This is a genomic window from Dolichospermum sp. UHCC 0315A (assembly GCF_008121535.1).
GTDB classification, from domain to species: Bacteria; Cyanobacteriota; Cyanobacteriia; order Cyanobacteriales; family Nostocaceae; genus Dolichospermum; species Dolichospermum lemmermannii.
The window spans coordinates 4,459,403-4,483,676 of record NZ_CP043056.1 but is presented as its reverse complement, the minus strand read 5'-3'; the positions used below and the strand labels follow the sequence as shown (position 1 = coordinate 4,483,676).

Here is a 24,274-nt window from a genome sequence, read left to right as displayed (position 1 = left end):
TGGTTTCATGCGAGCTTCTGAAAAAGCCAGTACAATATCTTTTAGGTCATCCTCTGTTAGTTTAGGTTCAGGCATTGACAAATATTATAATTTTTGTTATGTTTGATAGTGTGAACTTCAGACCGTCCTATGTCTCGTTTGACCGAGTTACGACCCTGGCGTAAAGAAATTAATTTTATCTTCTAAGACAGCCTCCTAAATGTGACAATTTTAGGAGGTTCTGTCATTAAAATGAATTTAACTCTTCTATATAAATATCATATAAAGTAGACAATATTTTTTAAATTACTGAATATTTCGTGTATTTATCAATATTTGGAGAAATTTTGCTCCAGAAAGTTCTACAAAAATATCCTGTCAAATTCATTGTTTATGATGAAATAACGGGAGTAATAAAATTAATCCACATTCCTAAAGATATCAAGAATTTGCGAAATGTGGGTTTAAACTCTTACCTTTGCGTCTTTGCTCCTTTGCGACTTTGCGCGAAACAAAATTGATTGACAATAGCCAAAAATACCATCTCATGGTAGACTACTATATCTGAGAGTTAGGAAACTTCGGTTCGATTCCGAGACTGTGCCGCAACTGTAAAGCAATTTGAGGTGATTGAAGTTTAATTAAAAATCTCACATTGAGTAAGTCAGAATGCTAACTCTCAAGTATTCACTTCCATTCTGTCTCTGCGTCACACAGAGAAGGAGTTATAATTTTGCAAATTCCATTTACCGCTTGTCCAGGATTATTTTACAGCACACCAGCCCAAGACGGTCTTCTTTATCGGCTAAGAATACCAGGGGGAATCATTAATTATCAACAATTTCAGACTATTGCAGATATTGCTGATAATCATGGTAGTGGCTATATTGATATTACTAACCGCGCTAATATTCAAATTAGAGAAATTCAACAAAGCATAAATATTGAAGTTCTGAAAAAATTCCAAGCATTAGCTTTAGCTTCTACCAATGCCAAGATAGATCATATCCGCAACATCATGACCAATCCCACAGCGGGTATTGATACAGAAGAATTAATAGATACTCGTTTCTTAGTGAAAGCTTGGGAAGAATATATTACCGCACATTCTCCGCTTGGTGAATTATCTGCAAAATTTAGCGTTTGCTTCGATAGTGGAGGCAAAGTTTCCGTAAGATATCAACCCAATGATATTATATTGGCAGCAGAATTAAATAACAGCAATGTATATTTGCGGTTATATCTCAGCTATGGAGAAAAAGGAGAACCAGCAAAAGACACAGGAATTGTATTCAAACCAGAAGAGACAATCACAGTTTTAGAAGCATTAGCAGAAACTTACCTCAAACATATAGACACCAAAAACCGTCGCAAATTACGTTTACGAGAAATAATCAATAACATCACAGTTAAAGAATATCTTCATCAAGTCCAACAACACCACAACCCCTATATACTTAATATTAAAAAAACTCCTCTCCGTACTTCCGCGCCTCTGCGAGAAAAAACTCATATTGGCATTCATCCCCAAAGCCAAACCGGATTATATTATATTGGCATAGTCTTACCCTTGGGAAGATTAGAAACTTCGCAAATGAGAGGTTTAGCAAATATTGCCAAAAGGTATGGTGATAGTAATATCAGGTTAACACCTTGGCAAAACTTACTATTAACCGATATTCCCCAAAACCAAATTAGCGAAGTTGAGCAAGAAATTACCAATTTAGGTTTAAACTCATCACCAACCGACATCAAAAGTTTTTTAGTAGCTTGTTCCGGGAAACGGGGTTGTGCTGCTGCGGCCACAGAAACTAAAGATGATGCCTTAAATTTGGTAAAATACCTGGACAGTCTGATGATTCTAGATTCTTCAGTCAATATCCACTTTAGTGGTTGTAGCAAATCTTGCGCTCAACACACACAAGCTGATATTACTCTACTTGGTATTACCACAGAAACCCCTGGCTATCAAGTTTATGTTTTGGGTCATTTACTTTATGAATATGTGACTATAGCGAAAATTCCGATTTTGATTCCAGAAATGTTGGCAGTGTATCAAAAACAACGTCTAAATTTACAAGAAACCTTTGGACAATTTATTCAGCGTCACAGCCACCAATTAAATCAATTATTTAAGTATTAATGCCAAATATATTTCACATTTCATTTGTCTGTATGCTTTATCCAATCAAGGATACAGAATAAAAAAATAGGAAATTAATATTGCACAGGTACTTATCTAATCATCTTAATCAAATAAATCACAAAAATCACAGTCCAATTTAACCTTTACAACCTAAAGATCTCATGTTTGATTACATCCGTGATGGTAACGAAATATATCGTAATTCCTTTGCAATTATTCGGTCAGAGTCCAATCTGGAAAGATTCCCTGAAGATGTAGCGAAAGTTGCTGTTCGCATGATTCACGCCTGTGGAATGACGGATATTGTCAATGACTTAGAATATTCATCTACAGCGGTAGAAGCCGGAAAAAAAGCCCTAATTGGTGGTTCACTGATTTTGTGTGATTCTTACATGGTAGCGGAAGGTGTTACCAGAAAAAGATTACCCAAAAATAATAAAGTTCTCTGTACCTTGAATGATCCTGAAGTGCCACAATTAGCCAAAAGATTAAGAAATACCAGGTCAGCAGCGGCTTTAGAATTTTGGCGTTTCCATATAGAAGGGGCAATTGTGGTGATTGGGAATGCCCCCACAGCCCTATTTAGGCTATTGGAAATGCTGGACGAAGGTATCCCCAGACCGGCGTTAATATTGGGCTTTCCTGTTGGTTTCGTGGGTGCAGTCGAGTCAAAAGTCGCATTGGCCGCAGATAGCCGCAATGTCCCATTTATGACTTTACATGGTAGACGGGGCGGAAGTGCGATCGCTGCGGCTGCTGTTAACGCTTTAGCAAGTGAGGAAGAGTAATGACTAACTCTGGAGGTCGTCTTTATGGAATTGGTGTGGGACCTGGAGACCCTGAACTCATCACCTTAAAAGCCTTGCGTCTCCTCCGTTCTGCCCCAGTTATCGCTTATCAATCAGCTACAGATAAAGAAAGTATTGCCAGAAAAATCGTTTCTTCATACTTGGATAATAGTCAGATTGAGGTAGCATTTCATCTGCCTCGCGCCTTAGAACCAGAAAAGGCTAAATCTATCTATGACCAAGAAACTCAACCCATTGCTGACCATTTAGCAGCAGGTCGGGATGTGGTGGTTATCTGTGAAGGAGATCCGTTTTTCTACGGCTCATTTATGTACCTTTTTACTCGGTTAGCTGATAAATATAAAACGGAAGTCGTCCCCGGAGTTTCCTCACTTATGGCCTGTCCCGTGGCTTTGGGTTTACCATTCACCTATTACAATGATGTCCTGACGGTTTTACCTGCACCATTACCAGTAGAAGTTCTCACTAGTCGGCTTTTATCTACTGATGCTGCGGCGATTATGAAACTTGGTCGTCATTTTCCGAAAATTAGGAATCTTCTCCATGAATTAGGACTAGCTTCACGGGCTAGATACATTGAACGGGCTACAAGCACACAACAGCGGATATTGCCCCTTGATGAAGTTAATCCAGAGGATGTACCTTATTTTTCTATGATTGTGATTCCTACTAAAAGTAAGTTGTAGTTGTCACAAATTATGTTTCGCGCAAAGGTACAAAGAAGCAAAGGCGCAAAGGTTTAAGGGTTTACAGGATTAGGATTTTCTATGAATACAAGGGTATCCCCTGGGGTTGTGGTTTTGAGTCAGAATAGCGTTATGGTGGGGCGAAAAATTACCAATGTCTTCCCCGGTGCGAAACTATATGGTTTAGTTAATCGTACTCATGATGTTGATATTAGCTTTAGCAATTTTGGCGAAACTGTGCGAGAATTATTCGCCGCTGGTACACCCATAATTGGTATTTGTGCGGCTGGTATTCTTATTAGAACAATTGCACCTTTATTGACTGACAAAGGACAAGAACCGCCAGTTTTAGCTGTAGCGGAAGATGGTAGTGCTGTAGTTCCACTTTTGGGTGGTTTAAATGGTGTTAATGATTTAGCGCGTCAAGTCGGGGAAGCACTTAATATAAAACCAGCAATTACCACCACAGGAGATATCCGCTTTCATACTGCTTTGTTGTCTCCTCCCTCTGGATATCATTTAGCTAACCCAGAACATGGGAAAAAATTTATTGCTGATTTATTAGCGGGGGGAAAAGTTAGGTTAGAGGGAACAGCACCTTGGTTGAGTGAGAGTAATTTACCTATTGATGAAAATGGTGAGTTAATTATTCAAGTTACCGAAAATTTGGGCAATCCTAGCTCTAATTGTTTAGTGTATCATCCTGCCAAGATAGCGATCGCCATATCAACTAAAATTATTAACCCCACCACAGGACAACCCCAGGGAAAATTAGCTATTATTGGTATAGGTCCAGGTGCATCTCAATGGATGTCACCGCAAGTAAAAAAAATTCTAGAAGCAGCAACGGATTTAGTTGGTTATAAAACCTATATTAATTTAATTGGACATCTTGCCGATGGTAAGCGCGTCCATGAATCAGATAATCGAGTAGAAGCAGAAAGGGCATATCAGGCCTTAGAGTTAGCCGCAGAGGGAAAATATGTAGTAGTTGTATCTTCCGGCGACCCCGGTATTTACGCAATGGCAGCGGCTGTTTTTGAGGTTTTAGAGCAATATCATCAACCAGAATGGCAAACAATTGATATTCAAGTCGCTCCTGGTATTTCTGCTATGCAAGCCGCAGCAGCCAGGATTGGTGCGCCTTTGGGGCATGATTTTTGTGTGATTTCTCTCTCTGACATTTTAAAACCTTGGGAAATTATCGCTCAACGCATTACCGCTGCGGCTATAAGTGATTTTGTGATTGCTTTTTATAATCCTGTATCAAAAGAACGCACTTGGCAACTAGCAGCCGCGAAAAAGATTTTAATGGAACACCGCAAACCTCATACCCCAGTCGTCTTAGGACGAAATCTAGGGAGGAAGGGAGAAGAAGTTAAGGTAATTACCCTGGAAGAGTTAGAACCAGCATTAGCAGATATGCGAACTGTCATTATTATCGGTTCTTCCCACACGCGACAAATTCAGCAGGATAATCATATTTGGGTTTATACTTCCCGCAGATATAACTCTGAAGAATGATGTTTTTTATATGAATAATAATATCCTTCTTCCTTTCTCCTTCTTTTCTCCTTTCTCCTTCCTTCTTCTTTCTTTCTCTTTTGTCCTTTCTCCTTTCTCCTTCCTTCTTCTTTCTTTCTCCTTCCTTCTTCTTTCTTTCTCCTGACTCCTGACTCCTGACTCCTGACTCCTCTAAGATATAATTCACTTAATTATGTCTAGTTTATATCGGAAAAAGACTTGATTTTTTTATTCTCATCATCAACAATAAAAACATCATGTTCCAGACATGATTGTAGCCAATAAAAGTGACAGAAGCCCTAATAATGTCCGCCCTCGCGGACATTTTACTTATTAAAAATTCTTGTCAGCTTTTTACAGGCATTTTTAGATAAATGAATCACATTTTTAGATCTCACGCAGAGGCGCGGAGGCAGAAAGGAGATAGGAAGAAGGTAAGACAAAAATTGAAGTGTTATTTAAATAAATCAAAAATCTCAAATAATACAAATTATGATCACATAAAAGGCGAGTAACCCCGCCGATGTTAATCTATTTATTTCATGCTTTTTTCAAATTGGTGTTATATTGATTTTGCCAGGTTGTCAAAATATCAATAACTACCAGCCCAAGTTATCCATTTATGGGATAAACCTATATGCAAAATTTCTCCAGTTATCTCAAGTTCAGTTATGATAGTTGTTGTTAAATCAACGCCCATTAATTCGGCTTCATTGATATTACTATCAATTAAATTGGCTTTATGGAGATTTGCACCGGTCAAGTCAGCACCACTCATTTCTGCTTGACTAAGGTTTGCACCTACCAAGTTTGCTGAAGTTAAATTTGCAGTTCGCAAATCAGCACGACTCAGGTTAGTTTTTTTGAGGCTGACTCTGGTTAAATCAGCACCAATTAAGTTGACTTCACTTAAGTTTGCATTTTCTAAATTTGCTCTACTTAAATCAGCATTAGTTAAATTTGCTCTACTAAGATTACAATCGCTTAAATTTGCCATACTAAGATCAGCACCGCTTAAATCTGCTGCTTCTAAATTTATTCCTCTCAAATCAACATGATTTAACTTAGCTTGGTGCAGATTTATGCCAGAGAAATTCCTTTCTCCTGATTTATATGACTTCAGGAGTTTTCTAGTGTCCATTATTCCACCTCTTTATATCTACAGGTGAGTTATTACACTTCCCAAACCACAAACAATTACTTGAGTTTCTAGCGACTAAAATTATTAGCTAAAAATCGTATATTCATTATACTCTAATTAAGAAGCTAATTAAATAAACGTTAGAATTTAGTTAGGTTATAAAAAAACATAGCAATACTTACATCAATAATACTTTTATGGCAGCTAATTTAATATCTCATTCCCCTTCTGACTTTATCACCTCCTTATCCCGTGCTGCTACTGCGTACCGGGAAGGAAATCAAGTTCCCTCGGCTGAAGTAATCGTAAATGCGTTGCTGGAAGCGGAAAAAACCGCAAAGCTACAAAAGTTAAATTACCCTTTTGAATCTCTGGGTGGTAAATGGCGACTTTGTTTTGCTACTGGGACTAAAAAAGTTAGAAACCGGGGCGGAATTATTTTAGGTAAGGGTAGGTATGTCCCGAAATTGACGAAAATTCATCTTTGTTTTAGTAGCACAGAAGAACGGACTTTAGGAAAGGGGGAAATTGCTAATCAGGTCCAATTGGGAGGGATTTTATTGAAACTCACAGGCCCAATAAAATATTTAGGAAAAAAGAATTTATTGGCTTTTGATTTTACCCAAATGCAAATTAGTTTATTTAATTGGATGTTTGTCAATAAACAAATTCGCTCTGGTAAAGTTGAAAGTGGGAACTTTGATAACCAACCTATAGCTAAATTACCTTTTTTTGCTTTCTTTCTAATTACCGAAAACTTGATTGCTGCCCGTGGTCGTGGTGGTGGTTTAGCACTTTGGATTAAGGATAATTAATCTTTTCGGCAATAAAGAACCCCTCCCCGCTTGCGAGAAGGGGGCTATGATTTAGTTTATTAAATTCGGTAAAAAGTAGATAAATCAAATTTTCATTTATGCAACTTCTCAATTTCTCTATAGAGAAAGAAATAAACACTAATTCTCATGGTCACAGCACAAACAATTAAAAAATAAATCCGCTATTACCTGCTGTAGCCAAGCTGAAAAAAAATCGTAATGAGAATTTAACACCATCTGGCAACAGAAGGATTAAAATCAGAACGGACAGATTAGCCCTGTAATCAAGGAGGCTTAGAAAACAATGTCCGATTTAAATCGCGGAATTATGAAATTTGAAGGTGCAGATTCACCTAAACTAATTACCATTTCCACTGTGGTACTTTTAGGATCAATTGCTGGACTGATTCTATGGGCGCTTACTGGTGCTTATGCACTAGGATAGATTCCGAGAATAACAATTCAGGACACTAGCAAGTAAGACTACCATTGCTCTCTAGTGTCCTATATAGTAAATAGCTATTTTTGTTAACAACAAACTGAGAAATTTCCGCTCTAAAATTTTAGATTAGAAAGTAATGATTAATTTTTTTGGGATCTTAATTATTTTAATTTTTTGTCCACTGTTAGGGGCAATACCGCTCATTTCCTGGATTACTTATGCCCTGAGTGGTAAAAAATTAGCCAATATGGGGACAGGAAATATTAGCGTTGCAGCGGCATTTTATCACGGTGGTAAATTAGCAGGAAGCATCTGTGTCGTCTCCGAAGCCGTCAAGGGCGTTGCTGTTGTCACAATTGCCCAATATTGTTTTCCTTCACAACCATTCTCCGAAATTATCGCTTTAATTGCCTTGGTTATCGGTAGATACGTGGCTACAAAAGGGGCAGGAACAACAAACGTCGCTTGGGGATTGCTGGCACATGATCCTTTGGTAGCTGCCTTTGTTAGCTTACTTGCAGCTATTGGCTTTTTGATCACTCGCTCTAAAGAAACAATTAAATTAGGGGTATTAGTCATATTTCCCCTATTTGTGGGGATTGTCCATTCCCAGGATATAGCCAGAATTATCGCTGCTTTTGCCTTGTCGGCATTAATTTACTGGATTTATAACCAAATTCCTGATGATTTAAATCTCCCAGTTGAGGAAGCAAATCCAGAATCTCAACCAATGATGGCATATTTAAATCATGAGGAGAAGATTATTACTTTAGATGATGACTTAGATGGGGAAGTCGTAGGAGCTAAATCTGCAACATTATCCCAACTTAAACGTTGGGGTTATGCAGTTCCGAAAGGTTGGGTATTATCTCCTGATGATGATCCCACACCTTTAATTGATTTTCTGCAACCATCACAACTTTCACCTTTAGTAGTGCGTTCTTCTGCCATTGGGGAAGACTCACAACAGGCATCAGCCGCGGGACAGTATGAAACAATTTTAAATGTGATCAGTAAGGCAGAACTGCGACAAGCGATCGCTCAAGTCCAAGCCTCCTATAATCATCCCAGTGCCGTCGAATATCGCCGTCGTAGCAGTTCAGAGGATGCGGCAATGGGGGTACTCATTCAGCAACAAATCCAAAGCGTATTCTCTGGCGTAGCTTTTAGCCGAGATCCTATTTCTCAACAGGGTGAGGGTGTAGTTATCGAAGCTGTATCTGGTAGTCCTACGCAAATCGTATCAGGAAAAGTGACACCAGAACAATATCTAGTCGTGGTTGCTGGTGATGAAAAATTGTCTTGTCTGCAATTTGAAGGCAATGGGAAAGTTCCCCAAGCATTAATTAAGCAAGTTGCATACCTAGCCCGTCGTTTAGAAAGACGTTATTTGGGTATTCCCCAAGACATTGAATGGAGTTATGATGGTCAAAATCTGTGGGTATTACAGGCAAGACCAATCACTACGCTTTTACCCTTATGGACAAGGAAAATCGCCGCTGAGGTAATTCCGGGAGTTATTCACCCCTTAACTTGGTCTATTAATTCTCCTTTAACCTGTGGTGTGTGGGGAGAAATTTTTAGTATAGTTTTGGGTGATCGTGCTAAACGCTTAGATTTTGCCACAACAGCAACATTGCATTATTCTAGAGCCTATTTTAATGCTTCCTTGTTAGGAGAAATCTTTTTGAAAATGGGATTACCTCCAGAAAGTCTGGAATTTCTGACTAGAGGTGCAAGTATGAGTAAACCTGCTCTAGATTCCACTTTAGCTAATTTACCAGGACTAACAAAGTTACTCAAGCGGGAAATTAATTTAGACAAAGATTTTAAATCGGATTATCGCCAAGTTTTCATTCCGGGATTAACCCAATTATCAAATGTCGTCATTGCCGAATTATCACTAGATCAATTATTAACTAGAATAGATTTAATTCTCGACTTATTACATCGGGGAACTTACTATAGTATTTTAGCACCTTTGAGTGCAGCTATTCGCCAAGCGGTTTTGGGGGCAAAGACAGAGGAAATTGATAATAGTGTCACCCCAGAGGTAGCATCATTAAGAGCTATGCGTCTTCTGGCTGCGGATGCTAAACAAATCTTAATAGCTGGTAACTATGATTTTAAACCAGAACAAGTATTTGCACAATTGGCAGAAACGCCCGCAGGGGAAAGAATTTTAGATGAAATTGACGAATTGATTGAGGATTATGGTTATTTAAGTGAAGTAGGTACAGATATTTCTGTTCCCACTTGGCGAGAAAATCCCCAAATAGTTAGACAATTATTTATCCAGTTATTACAAGCACCTGAATTGCCAAATTTAGATGATTCCCGTCCCGAACAGGCAAATTTAGTCCAAAAACGAGTTGATCTGAAAGGACGGGTAACGGAAGTTTATTCTCGCTTGTTAGCTGAATTACGATGGACATTTTTGGCTTTGGAACAAATTTGGCTTGAGTCTAGGGTATTAACACAATTAGGAGATATTTTCTTTCTCCAGTTAGATGAAATTCGTGATTTAGTGATTAATTCAGATGTAGCTTTTAGGAATCATTTATTGGCATTAGTCGAAAAAAGGCGATCGCAATTTCTCCAAGATAGCCAAATTACGCAAATTCCCGCCGTAGTTTACGGTTATAATCCTCCTCACCCCATTGCCCCGGTAATTGATCCCTCTGACAACATTTTATTAGGTATTCCTGCTAGTCAGGGACAAATTCAAGGACGGGTGAAAGTAGTCCGAACTTTGCAAGAAGCCCATGATATTGATAAAAACACCATCCTTGTAGTTCCTTACACAGATTCCGGTTGGGCCCCTATCCTCGTGCAAGCTGGGGGTTTAATTGCTGAAGCTGGGGGTAAACTTTCTCACGGGGCAATTATCGCCCGTGAATACGGTATTCCTGCTGTTATGGATGTGCGTGGTGCGACGTATCTGCTGCAAGATGGTCAGGAAGTTCGCATTGATGGCTATAAGGGGACGGTGGAAATACAATAGTCTAAAGCAACACCAGCATAAGCTTCTTTTTGTACTTCTTTGAGGGCGATAAAGGCAACTTGACGAGGGTTGGTCATGGAATATCAGGTAATTTAGTTCAGAGTTGTCATTATACCTGCCAACATCAGCTCAAGGAGCAAATACTTAGAGTGCGCTAGTGGTAGTGTAACGCACCAATTAAAAATCCCTAAAAAGCTTATACAATCTGCTTTTTTAATTGTTAATTTTTAATTCCGCCCTGCGGTACTAGTGGTAGTTTTTGCTTTTCCAATAAGCAGACAATATTGTATACTTGACAATACATAGTCTATTTAACATCATATATATGCTAGAAAAGCAATTGGTTGAATTTGAGCTAGAAAATGGCGGTAAATTCTTAGTGGAAATTGAGGAATCAGAAGATACATCTCTTGCTACGGAGAGAGTCGCTTTACCATCTAGTAGTCTGTCAAATAAATTTTGACGGATAAGGGAATGAACCACGAAGGCACGAAGAACACGAAGGAAGAAGGAAAGAAGAAAAATCTATTTACCCGTCAATTAGTTCTTGACAGACTACTAGGCGAGAAACGCAGTGTACCAGGATTTATAGATTGTATGTCAACTGAAAATTACTTTCAAACCTTTAGAAGTGCGCTTGCTCGCATTTATAATAAAAACTGTAAAGTTGTTGGCGCTGATTTTTTAGTGAATCAGTACCATCTTCTTACCTTCCGGCTCTTTGGCTTTCCCCAAGGATATGATCTTGGTGTCTGGGCTAATGATGAACTGCTTGATGCCCAAGCTACTCACTCGATACAGATAGAAGCCATTAAAGTTCCTAGATATCAGATTGAGCTTGGTTTTAGTGATTCTCCTGTGTGGGATAAATCATTACAGGGAGTTGTGGGTATGGCTGTACCCGCAGAGAAAAAGCGAAAGGGAGTCAAAGCGGCATTTAGGATGCCTACAACTCTGTTAAATAGTGAACTGCTTGATGCCCAAGCTACTCACTCGATACAGATAGAAGCCATTAAAGTTCCTGGATATCAGATTGAGCTTGGTTTTAGTGATTCTCCTGTGTGGGATAAATCATTACAGGGAGTTGTGGGTATGGCTGTACCCGCAGAGAAAAAGCGAAAGGGAGTCAAAGCGGCATTTAGGATGCCTACAACTCTGTTAAATAGTGAACTGCTTGATGCCCAAGCTACTCGCTCGATACAGATAGAAGCCATTAAAGTTCCTGGATATCAGATTGAGCTTGGTTTTAGTGGTTCTCCTGTGTGGGATAAACCATTACAGGAAGTTGTGGGTATGGCTGTAGCCGCAGAGAAAAAGCGAGAGGGAGTCAAAGCGGCATTTAGGATGCCTATAACTGTGTTAGTGGAAACTGGGGATTTTTTACATCAAGCCATGCAGCAAAAACCAATAAATTCTTCTCGTTCTTTTAATCGAGTACAAGAAATTAAAGTCAGGGAATTGGAAAAACGTTTCGCAATTTTAGAAATTGATTATGAAGCAGTTTATAACCAATTGAATGAAACACTAGATGCTGAATTTAAAAATAAAATACAGCTAAAACTGAAGAGAATTGAGCAAGAGATGAATGATGTCTTTGGAGAGTTAAAAATGGTCGGATAAAAATTTTATTACAAAAGTCCGCCAATAAGCGACCTTAAGTATAAAATTCATCCAACAGGTTTTGGTTTAATGAAGGAGTTTTAGCCCGGACAACACAACCCATATCAGTTACAGATATTGCCAATTTCCTAAATACTGATGAATATGATGTTGAGGAATTATTAGAAAATTGGGTAGAATTTTTAGTCTAAGAAAATAGATCAGAAAATACTTACTACAGCTTCTATCATTTTAGTTTCCGTGATTTCATTAACAAAATATAGAACTCAAACCCATCCCATAGAGAGATGATCCATACCAGCATTTGAAATAAATTATAAGCGTATGTACTCAAATACAGCACTTCCCGGTGTTATGAGGTACATATCTAGCGGGCAAGATGCCCGCACTACAAGAGTTTCATGATTCAACTTTGTACCTCATAAGAGCGGAAACCGCTGTAACATACATTTTAAATCCCCTCGTCGCTTGCGGGGAGGTGGGGTTTTTGTATTTAAATCTGGTAGGTTGGTTTGAAGTTAGGAAACCCAACATTTACGGACTTTTGTTGGGTTGTCTCTTAACCGAACAGTATTGACATCAATTCTGAATTCATCTCAATTAAATTGTGAGAAAAAAGAGATTATTTAACTTTTTAGGATTGGTAATAATAATAGCGATCGCTATTATTAGTTATCACAATTTGCCATTACCAAAACCACCCCCATTCATTACCGTTAAACTCAGCGGTTGGACAGGAAATCCTCTAGAACAAAAACTTTTAAAACAGGTAATTGAAGACTTTGAAAAGCAGCATCCCCAGATCAAAGTCAAATATGAAGCGATTTCTGATCAATATATGGATGTAATTAAAACCCGCTTAGTAGGAGAAGCTGCACCAGATGTATTTTATCTCGACGCACTAGAAGCCCCTTTCTTAATGGGTCAGAATGTCCTAGAACCCCTTGGTAAATACATTAAACCCAAATTTGACCTCACAGATATAGAACCCAACTTACTCAAGAATTTTACCTACCAAAATCGTATTTATGGTTTACCTAAAGACTATTCCACCTTAGCCCTATTTTATAACAAACAAGCATTTAATCAAGTGGGTTTAACCAGTCCTCCCACTACCTGGGAACAACTCCGCAGCTATTCAAAACAATTAACAGGCAAACTCAATAAATATGGCTTTGGTGAAATTCCTGAATTAGCCCGTCAAGCATACAAAATTACAGCTTTTGGAGGGGAAATTATTGATAAAAATGGTTATGCTACCTTTGCAAATAATCCAGGATTACAAGGTTTAGAATTAGTAATTAACCAATATCAAAAAGATCGATCTTCCGCCCAAAAATCTGATGTCGGCACAAATTCCGGGAGTGAAATGTTTGGACAAAATAAAGTAGCAATGGTAATTGAAGGGAATTGGGCAATTCCCTATTTACAAGAAACCTTTCCCAAACTAGAATTTGCCACAGCAGAAATACCAGAAATTAATAATCAAAAATCCACAATGGTTTTTACTGTTGCTTATGTCATGAATAAACAAGCACCCCATAAAAAAGAAGCTTGGGAACTCATTTCTTTTCTAACAGGTAAAGAAGGCATGAAAAAATGGACAGCTAAAGGATTTGCATTACCAGCCCGTAAATCAGTGGCACAACAGTTAGGTTATGATCAAGACCCTCTGAGATCATCATTAGTAGCAGGAGTTAATTATGCGACACCCTGGCAATTAGGTAAAAATCCTGCCGCAATTATCAACAATTTTGATAATCAATTTATTAGTGTTTTACTAGGACAACAACCATTAAAACAGGCAATGTTAAAGGCACAAGATGCAGCAAACCAACAAATTAAGGCAGATATGTAGGGTTCTCTAATTTTCCTCTTCCTTTCTTCCTTTGCGCCTTTGCGCCTACCCTTCGGGATCTCTAAGAGAGATTGCGTGAGATATAAAAATGTGTTTCATTTACGAGAAAATCACTGTAATAGACAGATTCGAGAAAATTTTACAGCTTATTTATTCATAACTCCCAGTATTTTAGTTTTAGGCACATTTGTAATTTTGCCTATTCTCTATGCTGTATTTCTTTCCTTACACAAAGTGCAAATGTTGGGAGGGATTAATTACCACTTTTTCGGTTTGGGTAATTTCCAAAGATTGCTAACAGATGAAAGAGTGGGAATTGCTTTGAAAAATACCGCAGAATATGTGGCTATTGTTGTTCCCACCCAAACTATTTTGGCTTTATGTTTAGCTGTGACACTCAATTCTGGCATTCGCGGCAAAAATTGGTGGCGGATTCTTTACTTTTTACCAACAGTTACATCTTCAGCAGTTTTGACACTAATTTTTATGTGGATTTATAACACAAATGGACTATTAAACAATTTTTTGGCTTTTCTCAACCTGCCTATTTATAATTGGTTGGGAGATCCATCTGTTGCCTTGAAAGGGATTATGATCATGAATATTTGGTCAACAGCACCGTTTTTTATGGTGATTTATTTAGCAGCTTTACAGGATATTCCCCAAACTCTTTATGAAGCAGCAGAACTTGATGGTGCTAATAATTGGGAACAGTTTATTTATATTACTTTGCCTTTATTGCAACCTGTGACTTTCTTTGTCATGGCTATGGGAATAATTGGGACTTTTCAATTATTTGATCAGTCTTATATATTTTCTGGAGGGACAGGTGGACCAAATAACGCTACTCTCACCTTAGTCCTGCTGATTTATCAAACCGTATTTCGGAATTTACAAATGGGATATGGTGCAGCAATTGCCTTTTTACTAGCATTTGTAATTATTATCCTCACATTAATGCAGAGGCAATTTTTCGGAGGTTATAAAATTTGAATAAAATCTTTGGTAGTTTCTGGTTGAAAGTGCTGTTATATATCTTCCTCACAGTTTATGGAATTATTACCGTAATTCCTTTTCTCTGGGCATTTTCTGCATCATTTAAGCCTCTATCCGAGATTATTAGCGGTGAATTTAATTTTATCCCCAAACATTTTACTCTCGATAATTACAAACAAATATTTCTGCAAGAACCTTTATTTTGGCGGTGGTTATTTAATAGTGTGATTATTGGTGTTACTGTCACAATTTTAAACTTGCTATTTAACTCAATGGCAGGTTATGCCCTCGCAAGATTGCATTTTCGGGGTAAACAGTGCTGGTTTTTCCTGATTTTGACCGTGTTAGTAGTGCCAGCGCAAATTACCCTAATTCCCACATTTTTAATTTTAAAAGCCATCGGTTGGCTAAATTCATACCCAGGGATGATTGTTCCGAGTATGGTCAATGCTACTTTCATTTTTATGATGCGGCAGTTTTTTGTCAATTTCCCTAGAGAACTAGAAGAAGCTGGACAATTGGATGGTTTAAATGCCTGGGGAATTTTTAGGTATATAGTTTTACCTTTAGCTAAACCAGCATTAGCCGCACAAGCGGTTTTTGTCTTTATGGGTAGTTGGAATAATTTTTTACTCCCTGTAGTGATTCTCTTTGACCCAGAAATGTTTACTTTACCTTTAGGACTAAATACATTTAAAGGTCAATATATCAGCTATTGGAACTACATTATGGCAGCTTCAATGGTGTTTACTCTGCCAGGTTTAGCTATTTATGCTTTCTTTAACCGCTACTTAATTCAAGGTGTTACCTTTACCGGTGGTAAAGGCTGAAAATACAGCAGAATTCAAGAGACTGCACAGAATTATGAACTCCATTAATTCATCCCTTCCTATCTGCGTTTATCTGCGTTTATCTGCGTACCCTATGGCTTCGCCACGCAAGCTGCGGGAAGCAAGCTACAATTATTCTTGAAGTCTGCTGTATCAACCCTAATTTATAAAAAATGGTTATCATCAAATTCATCTATGAATGAAGAGTTTATTTAATAGTTAACATCAAAATTATCTATTCATGTCCTTTTTCTGTAATTAACTAAACCCAAGATTACGGAAACAATAGATTAGAAATAATCATTATCATTGATTAAACAATATATATTAGAGACTTTCCACAAAGTTAAGCCCAAACTATAAGTTTTTACTTATGTATCCAATATAATATTTATTTAATAATTCGAGTTGAGAATTGATCACTTTGATCGGAAACACTGTAAACTAGATTTTACTAGCTGAGTGATGCCTCTTGTTCATACTAGGTTAAGAAACTAAACCATGTTTATCACAAAGTATACAAACTAACTTTTTTACATAAAAAGCTAATTTTGAATGCCTAGATATAACTAGGAATTTCAATAGTAAAGCAAAGAATTTATTTCTTTGTCTAAATTTTCATGTTTAAAAAATAAATTCTTTCACCAGGGAGATGTTTCATGTCTGAATTTTTTAACCAAATTTCTCGCCGTAAGTTCATCGTCACGGCTGGAGTTTCAGCCAGTGCAGTATTACTTAAAGGCTGTCTAGGAAACCCACCAGAAGCAGGTAAAACTGGTAGTACATCTACACAACTTGCTACACAACCAACAGCTAATATTAGTGATGCCCAAAAACCAGAAATCACAAAAGCCAAATTAGGATATATTCCCATTATTGAATCTGCACCTTTAATTATTGCTTTAGAAAAAGGATTTTTTGCTAAACATGGCATGAGTAATGTAGAACTTTCTAAACAAGCTTCTTGGGGTTCAGCAAGGGATAACGTAGAAATTGGTTCTGCTGGTGGTGGTATTGATGGTGGTCAATGGCAAATGCCAATGCCACACTTAATTACAGAGGGTAAAATTACCAAAGGTAATAAGCCCATTCCCATGTATGTTCTTGCCCAGTTAGTTACTCATGGTAATGCAATTGCGATCGCCAACAAACATCTAGGGAAAGGAATTAGTTTAAAACTTGATACGGCTAAACCCTTATTAGCCCAACTCAAAGCCTCCACACCATTTACCGCAGCGTTTACATTCCCTCATGTTAACCAAGACCTATGGATTCGTTACTGGTTAGCAGCAAGTGGCATTGACCCGGATGCAGATGTCAAATTATTAACAGTACCAGCGGCGCAAACCGTCGCTAACATGAAAACCGGCACAATGGACGCTTTCAGCACCGGCGACCCCTGGCCGTTCCGCCTCGTTAACGACAAAATCGGCTTCATGGCGGCATTAACAGCCGAAATTTGGAAAAATCACCCCGAAGAATATTTTGCCATGAGAGGAGATTGGGTTGACCAAAATCCCAAAGCCACAAAAGCCTTATTAAAAGGGATTATGGAAGCCCAACAATGGTTAGATAATTTTGATAACCGCAAAGAAGCAGCAGAAATTCTCGCCGTTAAAAAGTATTTTGGTTTATCGTCTCCAGAAATTCTGGCGAAACCCTTCCAAGGTCAATATGACATGGGTGATGGTCGTAAAATTGATGATAAAACTATGGCTGCTTATTACTGGAAAGACGGTAAAGGTAGTGTTTCTTATCCTTACCAAAGTCATGATTTATGGTTCATCACCGAAAATGTCCGTTGGGGATTCTTACCCAAAGATTATATAGAAAATGGTGCAACCAAAGCCAAAGCATTAATCAAAAAAGTTAACCGCGAAGATATTTGGAAAGAAGCAGCTAAAGAATTGGGAATACCTGCTGCTGATATTCCTACCAGTACATCTCGTGGAGTCGAAGAATTTTTTGATGGAGTCAAATTCGACCCGGAGAAACCAGAAGAATATCTCAAGAGTTTGAAAATTAAAAAGGTCAGCGTTTAATAGGTAAATATATCTAAAAAGTAGAGATGTTCCCTAGAAAGTCTCTACACGGGTTTAAAAATGCAGATTTAATTTTCACAAAATACCCATTAATCATTCATAAATTAGAGGAAAAATCCATGACCATAGCCCAAAAACGTGCCACAAGTCCTAAATTCGAGAATAGCTTTTTATCAGGTTTACAAAAACAACTGCCTGAACTTATCCCCCCAGCTATTGCCCTCCTAATTTTCTTAACTATTTGGCAAATATTTTCTTGGACTCCAGGGGCAACATTACCAGGACCAATCCAAGTTATTCAAGACACTCGGATCTTGATTTTGTATCCCTTCTATGACAAAGGAGGCACTGATAAAGGACTTTTTTGGCAAATCGGGGCTAGTCTCCAACGGGTTGCTATTAGCTATACACTAGCGGCAATTGTCGGTATTGCCTTGGGTGTTTTGATTGGTGTTAATAAAACCATGTCAAAAGCTTTAGATCCTTTATTTCAGTTATTAAGAACAGTCCCTCCTTTAGCTTGGGTTCCTATTTCCTTAGCAGCATTACGCCAAAACGAACCAGCCGCATTATTCGTAATTTTCATTACCGCAATTTGGCCGATTCTCATTAATACTGCGGTGGGTGTCACTCAAATTCCTCAAGACTATAACAACGTTGCTAAAGTTCTCCAACTTTCTAAAAAAGAGTATTTCCTTAACATCTTAATTCCTTCAGCATTACCCTACATTTTCACAGGTTTAAGAATTGCGATTGGTTTAGCTTGGTTAGCGATTATTGCCGCAGAAATCGTGATGTCAGGTATTGTGGGAATTGGCTTTTTCATCTGGGACGCTTATCAAAATAATAACGTTAGTGAAGTTATTTTAGCTCTAGTTTATATCGGCGTTGTCGGTCTTATCCTAGATAAACTCATGGCTGCATTACAAAACTGGATTTTACCAAGTGAACAGAAATAGGGACTGGGGATTATGGACTGGTGACTGGGAACTTTACCAATTACCAATCACCAATCACCAATCACCAATCACCAATCACCAATCACCAATCACCAATTACCAATCACCAATTACCAATTACCAATTACCCATTACCAAATAATATGTCTATATTTGTTGGCGTTGACCAAGTTGATAAAATTTTTGAATTAACCGGTGGTGGACAATATATCGCCCTCAAAGGTATTGATCTCCAAATTAAAAAAGGCGAATTTGTTTCTCTCATCGGTCACTCAGGTTGTGGAAAATCTACCCTTCTAAACATGATTGCCGGTTTGGATTTACCAACAGAAGGTTTAGTCACTTTAGAAGGACAAAGAATTAAAAAACCTGGACCTGATAGAATGGTAGTATTTCAAAACTATTCGCTTTTACCTTGGCGAACAGTGAGAGAAAATATTGCCTTAGCAGTAGATTCCGTATTACATGAGATGCCCGCAGCGGAACGCAAAGCGATTATTGACAGACATATAGATATGGTCGGTTTGCGTCCCCATGCTGATAAACAACCAGGAATGTTATCAGGTGGACAAAAACAACGAGTTGCGATCGCTCGTGCCTTGGCAATTCGTCCTAAACTATTACTATTAGATGAACCCTTCGGTGCTTTAGATGCCCTAACTCGCGGGAATTTGCAAGAACAATTAATGCAAATTTGTGAAGAGAATCAAGTTACCGCAGTCATGGTGACACACGACGTAGACGAAGCGGTTTTGTTATCTGACAGAATTGTCATGTTAACCAATGGACCAGAATCAAAAATTGGCGACATTTTAGAAGTAGATATTCCTCGTCCTCGCAAACGCATGGAAGTAGTAAAACATCCCAGTTACTACAGTTTGCGAAGTGAAATGATTTACTTCCTCAACCAACAAAAACGCATCAAAAAAATTCGGGCGAGAAAAACTGCTGCGGTGGTTCGTCATGGTTTAGAAAAAGTTAATTTAGAAATTGGCTTCTTACCTATCACAGCTTGCGCCCCCCTGGCGATCGCCAAAGAAAAAGGCTTTTTCATCAAACATGGTCTGGATGAGGTTAATTTAGTCCGAGAAAGCAGTTGGCGGGGAATTGTAGACGGGATGACAGGGGGATATTTAGATGCGGCACAAATGCCCTCAGGTATGCCCATGTGGTTAAGTTTAGGAGGAAATAAAAACCAACCTTTACCAGTTGTTACCGCCCTGACAATGACCCGCAATGGTAACGCCATCACCTTAGCCAAACGCTTTTATGATGAAGGTGTACATAGCTTATCTGACTTCAAAAATTATCTCCTAAAAACCCGCGAACAAACACACAGAATGGGAGTAGTTCATCCCGCATCCATGCACAACCTATTACTACGTTATTGGTTAGCAGCAGGAGGAATTGACCCCGACAGTGATGTGGTTATGAAAAATATCCCTCCTGCTCAAATGGTAGTAGATTTAAAAGGTGGAACTATTGACGGTTATTCTGTAGGTGAACCTTGGAATTATCGGGCAGCAGTTGAAGGTTCAGGCTTTACCATAGCCACAGATTTAGAAGTTTGGTTAGGACACCCTGGTAAAGTTCTAGGAGTACGAGAAGATTGGGCAGAAACTTATCCGAATACCCATATTGCCTTAACCAAAGCCTTATTAGAAGCTTGCCAATATTGTGCAGATCTTGCCAACGCCCAAGAAATTCGCCAAATTTTAGCAAGTCAGGAATATGTCAGCACAGATATTGAATATATCCAACTGGAAAACCCGAATAACGCTACCTGTGACTTAAATCATCCCATGCGGGAATATGCCCATCACCAATTTTATTCCGAGTCTGCCATTAATCGCCCCAGTCGGACCGAACAAATTTGGATTATGACTCAATTAGCGCGGTGGGGTGACACTCCCTTCCCCAGAAACTGGGTAGAAATCGTTGAAAGAGTTTGTCGAGTCCGCGTTTTCAGTACCGCAGCCAGAGAACTAGGCTTAGATATCAGTTACACCCGTCAACCCATTCAATTATTTGATGGTAAACCCTTCAACGCCGATGATCCAATTGCCTATCTTAACGACCTAAAAATCAAACGCGACTTCTCCATAGCCGAAGTCATTCTAGATGCCCCCAGAAGAACCGCAGCTTAAAAAAACCCTTTCTTCCTTTGCGTCTTTGCTCCTTTGCACCTTTGCGCGAAACCTCCTACCAATTACTAAACAATGCAAAACCGTAACTTGAAATCTACCAACACAGCTACAACCACAATCAGCCGTCAGCCTTTCCTAGAAATTAAAGACGTTTGCAAAGTTTATCCCACCAAAAATGGACCATTTACCGTTCTTGATGGTGTTAATCTCAACGTGGAGAAAGGTGAATTTCTTTGCGTTATCGGCCACTCTGGTTGCGGTAAATCAACTTTGTTAAACATGGTTTCTGGTTTTAACTTCCCCACAACTGGACAAGTTTTATTAGAAGGACAACCAATTACAAAACCAGGTCCAGATCGCATGGTAGTATTTCAAAACTATGCGTTATTACCTTGGATAACAGCTTTTGACAATATTTATTTAGCTGTAAATGCAGTTTATCCCACTAAGCCAGAAGCCGAAAAACGGGCTATTGTGAGAGATCATTTAGCAATGGTGGGTTTAGCTGATGCCATGGAAAAGAAACCCATGCAAATGTCTGGGGGAATGAGACAGCGGGTTTCTATTGCGCGGGCTTTAGCTATTCGTCCCAAAGTGTTGATTTTAGATGAACCTTTTGGGGCGTTGGACGCAATTACTAAGGAAGAATTACAAGAGGAATTGTTGAAAATTTGGAATGATAACCGTTGTACAGTTTTGATGATTACCCATGATATTGATGAGGCTTTATTTTTGGCTGATAAGTTGGTAATGATGACCAATGGACCTCATGCAAAAATTGGGGAAGTGATGGAAATTCCTTTTTCTCGTCCTAGAGATAGAGCGAGAATTATGGAAGATCCTCAATATTATCAATTGCGGAACTATGCGCTAGATTTCTTGTTTAACCGTTTCGCACATGATGATGTAGGTTAGAGAATTTTACTAAAAATATCATAATTTCTCGATATCCCCCCTTACTCGCCAATTCATCGGCAGGTAAGAGGGGATTATAGTTTTCCTGAATTATAATTAACATAACAGCAAGTATGGAGTGTATAATTCAGATATGTATATAAGCAGACAAAATATGGATCTATCTATGAAGTTCAAAATAATTGATATTCAAGAAGATACAAATCTTAATTGCTACTCTGTGCTTACAGTAGTGAGAATTCCTGATTTTATACAATTTATCAATGATATTCATGAACAAAAAGGCAACCTTGAAGAGCAGAGGGAAGTTTTAAAAATTAGGTCTGCTAAAATCATTCGTAATCAAATGGTGGAAGATTTGCAAAAAGGAGCAATTTTACCTCCTATAGTTTTAGGTTGTATGACTAATAGTGAGATCAATGAAGATAACTTTTTTACATTAATTGAAGAACAAAAACAAGATATCAGTATTCTAGATGGAATGCAAAGAATCCAAGCATTAAAAGAAGCTATAAAAGAAGATCATATTAATCATAATTTGAGAGTTGAATTTTGGCTTACTCAAGATGAATCAGCTTTATTATATAGAATGTTAATACTTAATTGTGGTCAAATTCGTTGGGAACTTGATAAACAATTAGAGGTAGTTTTTAAACCAATTCTCAAAAAATGGAGATATGATATTCCTCATTTAGATAATTTGATTGCTAAAAATTTATACAAACAGTCTGAAATTGTTCAACTATTTTTAGCATTTACTGCTAGAAGAATTAAAATTAAGACACAGGAACAATTAGCCGAATATCATGCTGCTTTAGACATTATGAGTTTAATTAGAGAAAAATCAGGAGCAACTATTGATAAATTTGAAGATATTTTTTCTATCATGATTGAAATTGATCACCTACTTTCAGAAATTGAAGATCGTTATATTTTTACTACTCACATTATAAGAGTTAGTTTTATCGTGGCTTGTGCAGAAAAAATATTTGGTTTACTAGGAAGCAATTTAGAAAAAGAACATGAAAGAGTAGAAGACAATTTTCAAGATACAATGATTAAATTAAATAAATTGCGAGATCAAATTAAATCTCAAAGCATCTATGAAAATCGTCAGTTTTTGGCTTTAGATATTTTGACAGAAAAGATACAATTTCTGCCCAAAATAAAACATGGTCAAGCTTTTTTAGATGCTTTTAAAGTAATTTTTTCTGAACCTGAAATTAACTCTTTTGCTGTGTGCTGGAATAAAATGTACTAAAAATATGAGCAGAACTATAAAAATACCAATTGCAAATGTTATAAACAAAATAAAATCTGTTATTCCTATACAAGAAAATTACACTATTTATGGTGATGAAACTTGTATAGATTGGTTAACATACCTTAAAATTGATAATAAAGTAAGGTTATTTCCTGATTTTTATAGTGCTTGGTTTACTTATCAAAATAATAATTATTTGGTATTAGTGAATCATGAATTTTTATCTAAAATTTCCAATTTTCTACAAGAAGAAACTCTTAACCCAGGTTCTTGGGTAGGCATTATTGATGAATTAGATTTATCTGTTAAAAAAGATACTGATATATCAAAATTAGAGGAAATTTTAGAAGGTGAGTGGAATATTAATAAAAAAGGATATAAAGAAGTCAATATAGAGGAAGAAATTAATGGAGTTAGCTTAAAAGATTACTTTCCAAGTATTGCTTTATATAAAATAATTAGCAGATTTTCTCAAAAAGAAGAATTAAGTCAAATTACAGGTATTGTATTAACCCAAAGCAATGGTTATTGCTTGTTACCATATAGTCCAGAAGTATTGCAAGAGTTTAAAAATATATTCGATAATGGAAACAAATATATTCCTTTTGAAAATATTTTGGCGAGTTATGTAGCTTCTGATTTTAAATTTGCTTATTTGGACTTGTATAGGTGCATCGAAAGATTACAACCTCTGTATTTTTTCAAGCCTTTTTATGATAAATTGGGATTGACGGGTAAATCTCTTGAAGAATTTTATAATGATTTTTTTGAAAATACAAAATTAGAACCTAGATTTCAAGATTCCTTTAAAAAGTTGCTGGAATCAATAAATATAGATTACCGATATGAATATCCTAACAAAAATAATGAACAAAATACTAGTCCTAGTAGTTATTTGAATAACCTGAGAAATCAAATAGTTCATTTACGTCCCAACCAAAAAAATGATTTATTACCCGAAACCGCTGATAATTGGAATATTTTAATATTAGATGTGCTAAGAATAGTTCAAAAACTTTATGAAGATAACCAAAACTTATTAAGTTAAATCACTGATAAATTTTCACCTGTAGGGGCGCAGGGTCTGCGCCCTCCAT

General features: G+C 37.5%; 20 protein-coding genes. 19 read left to right on the top strand and 1 reads right to left on the bottom strand.

Annotation, left to right across the window (positions count from 1 at the left end):
- Positions 1 to 712 precede the first annotated feature (712 nt).
- The 4 genes from cobG (at position 713) to cobJ (ending at position 5,144) form a co-directional block, all read left to right on the top strand.
- Positions 713 to 2,122 carry a precorrin-3B synthase gene (cobG, locus tag BMF77_RS21270; RefSeq protein ID WP_148765627.1) on the top strand — a complete coding sequence of 470 codons (1,410 nt, stop codon included), beginning with the start codon at positions 713 to 715 and terminating at the stop codon, positions 2,120 to 2,122.
- A gap of 164 nt (positions 2,123 to 2,286) precedes the next feature.
- The gene (locus BMF77_RS21265) at positions 2,287 to 2,913 is read left to right on the top strand and encodes a precorrin-8X methylmutase (RefSeq protein WP_015083531.1); all 627 of its coding nucleotides are present in this window, start codon (positions 2,287 to 2,289) and stop codon (positions 2,911 to 2,913) included.
- A complete protein-coding gene (locus tag BMF77_RS21260; RefSeq protein WP_148765625.1) occupies positions 2,913 to 3,620 on the top strand; it encodes a precorrin-2 C(20)-methyltransferase in 708 nt (235 codons plus the stop codon). Before BMF77_RS21265 ends, BMF77_RS21260 begins: the two co-directional genes overlap by 1 nt.
- 81 nt (positions 3,621 to 3,701) lie before the next feature.
- Entirely contained in the window at positions 3,702 to 5,144 is a 1,443-nt protein-coding gene (gene cobJ, locus BMF77_RS21255; protein WP_148765623.1) for a precorrin-3B C(17)-methyltransferase, read from the top strand.
- Between the two features lie 592 nt (positions 5,145 to 5,736).
- Here the strand turns inward: cobJ and BMF77_RS21245 are convergent.
- Positions 5,737 to 6,285 (bottom strand): pentapeptide repeat-containing protein, encoded by a 549-nt coding sequence (locus tag BMF77_RS21245; RefSeq protein WP_148765621.1) that lies wholly within the window; start codon positions 6,283 to 6,285, stop codon positions 5,737 to 5,739.
- 197 nt (positions 6,286 to 6,482) lie between these two features.
- Between BMF77_RS21245 and BMF77_RS21240 the strand changes: the two genes are divergently transcribed.
- From BMF77_RS21240 to BMF77_RS21185, 15 genes are all read left to right on the top strand, one after another.
- A complete protein-coding gene (locus BMF77_RS21240) occupies positions 6,483 to 7,100 on the top strand; it encodes a hypothetical protein (protein ID WP_148765619.1) in 618 nt (205 codons plus the stop codon).
- 304 nt (positions 7,101 to 7,404) lie between these two features.
- Positions 7,405 to 7,545, top strand: a complete 141-nt coding sequence (locus BMF77_RS26945; protein WP_015083525.1) for a hypothetical protein — start codon at positions 7,405 to 7,407, stop codon at positions 7,543 to 7,545.
- A 133-nt stretch (positions 7,546 to 7,678) separates the two neighbouring features.
- Positions 7,679 to 10,546, top strand: a complete 2,868-nt coding sequence (locus BMF77_RS21235) for a glycerol-3-phosphate acyltransferase (protein ID WP_148765617.1) — start codon at positions 7,679 to 7,681, stop codon at positions 10,544 to 10,546.
- Between the two features lie 325 nt (positions 10,547 to 10,871).
- On the top strand, positions 10,872 to 11,009 hold the full coding sequence (locus BMF77_RS26940; RefSeq protein ID WP_168204368.1) for a hypothetical protein: 138 nt from the start codon (positions 10,872 to 10,874) through the stop codon (positions 11,007 to 11,009).
- Positions 11,006 to 12,166, top strand: a complete 1,161-nt coding sequence (locus BMF77_RS21230) for a hypothetical protein (RefSeq protein WP_148765615.1) — start codon at positions 11,006 to 11,008, stop codon at positions 12,164 to 12,166. The genes BMF77_RS26940 and BMF77_RS21230 overlap by 4 nt, the downstream gene beginning before the upstream one ends.
- Before the next feature lie 607 nt (positions 12,167 to 12,773).
- On the top strand, positions 12,774 to 14,024 hold the full coding sequence (locus BMF77_RS21225) for an ABC transporter substrate-binding protein (protein ID WP_148765614.1): 1,251 nt from the start codon (positions 12,774 to 12,776) through the stop codon (positions 14,022 to 14,024).
- A gap of 90 nt (positions 14,025 to 14,114) precedes the next feature.
- A complete protein-coding gene (locus BMF77_RS21220) occupies positions 14,115 to 15,017 on the top strand; it encodes a carbohydrate ABC transporter permease (protein WP_148767138.1) in 903 nt (300 codons plus the stop codon).
- Positions 15,014 to 15,850: a carbohydrate ABC transporter permease gene (locus BMF77_RS21215; RefSeq protein ID WP_174783090.1), complete on the top strand. Its 837-nt coding sequence runs from the start codon at positions 15,014 to 15,016 to the stop codon at positions 15,848 to 15,850. The genes BMF77_RS21220 and BMF77_RS21215 overlap by 4 nt, the downstream gene beginning before the upstream one ends.
- 659 nt (positions 15,851 to 16,509) lie before the next feature.
- A complete protein-coding gene (locus BMF77_RS21210; protein ID WP_148765612.1) occupies positions 16,510 to 17,892 on the top strand; it encodes a CmpA/NrtA family ABC transporter substrate-binding protein in 1,383 nt (460 codons plus the stop codon).
- Positions 17,893 to 18,011: 119 nt separating this feature from the next.
- Entirely contained in the window at positions 18,012 to 18,851 is an 840-nt protein-coding gene (ntrB, locus tag BMF77_RS21205) for a nitrate ABC transporter permease (RefSeq protein WP_148765610.1), read from the top strand.
- On the top strand, positions 18,838 to 18,993 hold the full coding sequence (locus BMF77_RS26935) for a hypothetical protein (protein ID WP_168204470.1): 156 nt from the start codon (positions 18,838 to 18,840) through the stop codon (positions 18,991 to 18,993). The genes ntrB and BMF77_RS26935 overlap by 14 nt, the downstream gene beginning before the upstream one ends.
- Position 18,994: 1 nt before the next feature.
- Complete coding sequence (locus tag BMF77_RS21200; RefSeq protein WP_148765608.1) at positions 18,995 to 20,998, top strand: nitrate ABC transporter ATP-binding protein; 2,004 nt, start codon at positions 18,995 to 18,997, stop codon at positions 20,996 to 20,998.
- Between the two features lie 72 nt (positions 20,999 to 21,070).
- Positions 21,071 to 21,913: a nitrate ABC transporter ATP-binding protein gene (locus BMF77_RS21195; RefSeq protein ID WP_148765606.1), complete on the top strand. Its 843-nt coding sequence runs from the start codon at positions 21,071 to 21,073 to the stop codon at positions 21,911 to 21,913.
- A 154-nt stretch (positions 21,914 to 22,067) separates the two neighbouring features.
- Entirely contained in the window at positions 22,068 to 23,174 is a 1,107-nt protein-coding gene (locus BMF77_RS21190; RefSeq protein ID WP_246862990.1) for a hypothetical protein, read from the top strand.
- A 4-nt stretch (positions 23,175 to 23,178) separates the two neighbouring features.
- Positions 23,179 to 24,225: a hypothetical protein gene (locus tag BMF77_RS21185; protein ID WP_148765604.1), complete on the top strand. Its 1,047-nt coding sequence runs from the start codon at positions 23,179 to 23,181 to the stop codon at positions 24,223 to 24,225.
- Positions 24,226 to 24,274 lie beyond the last annotated feature (49 nt).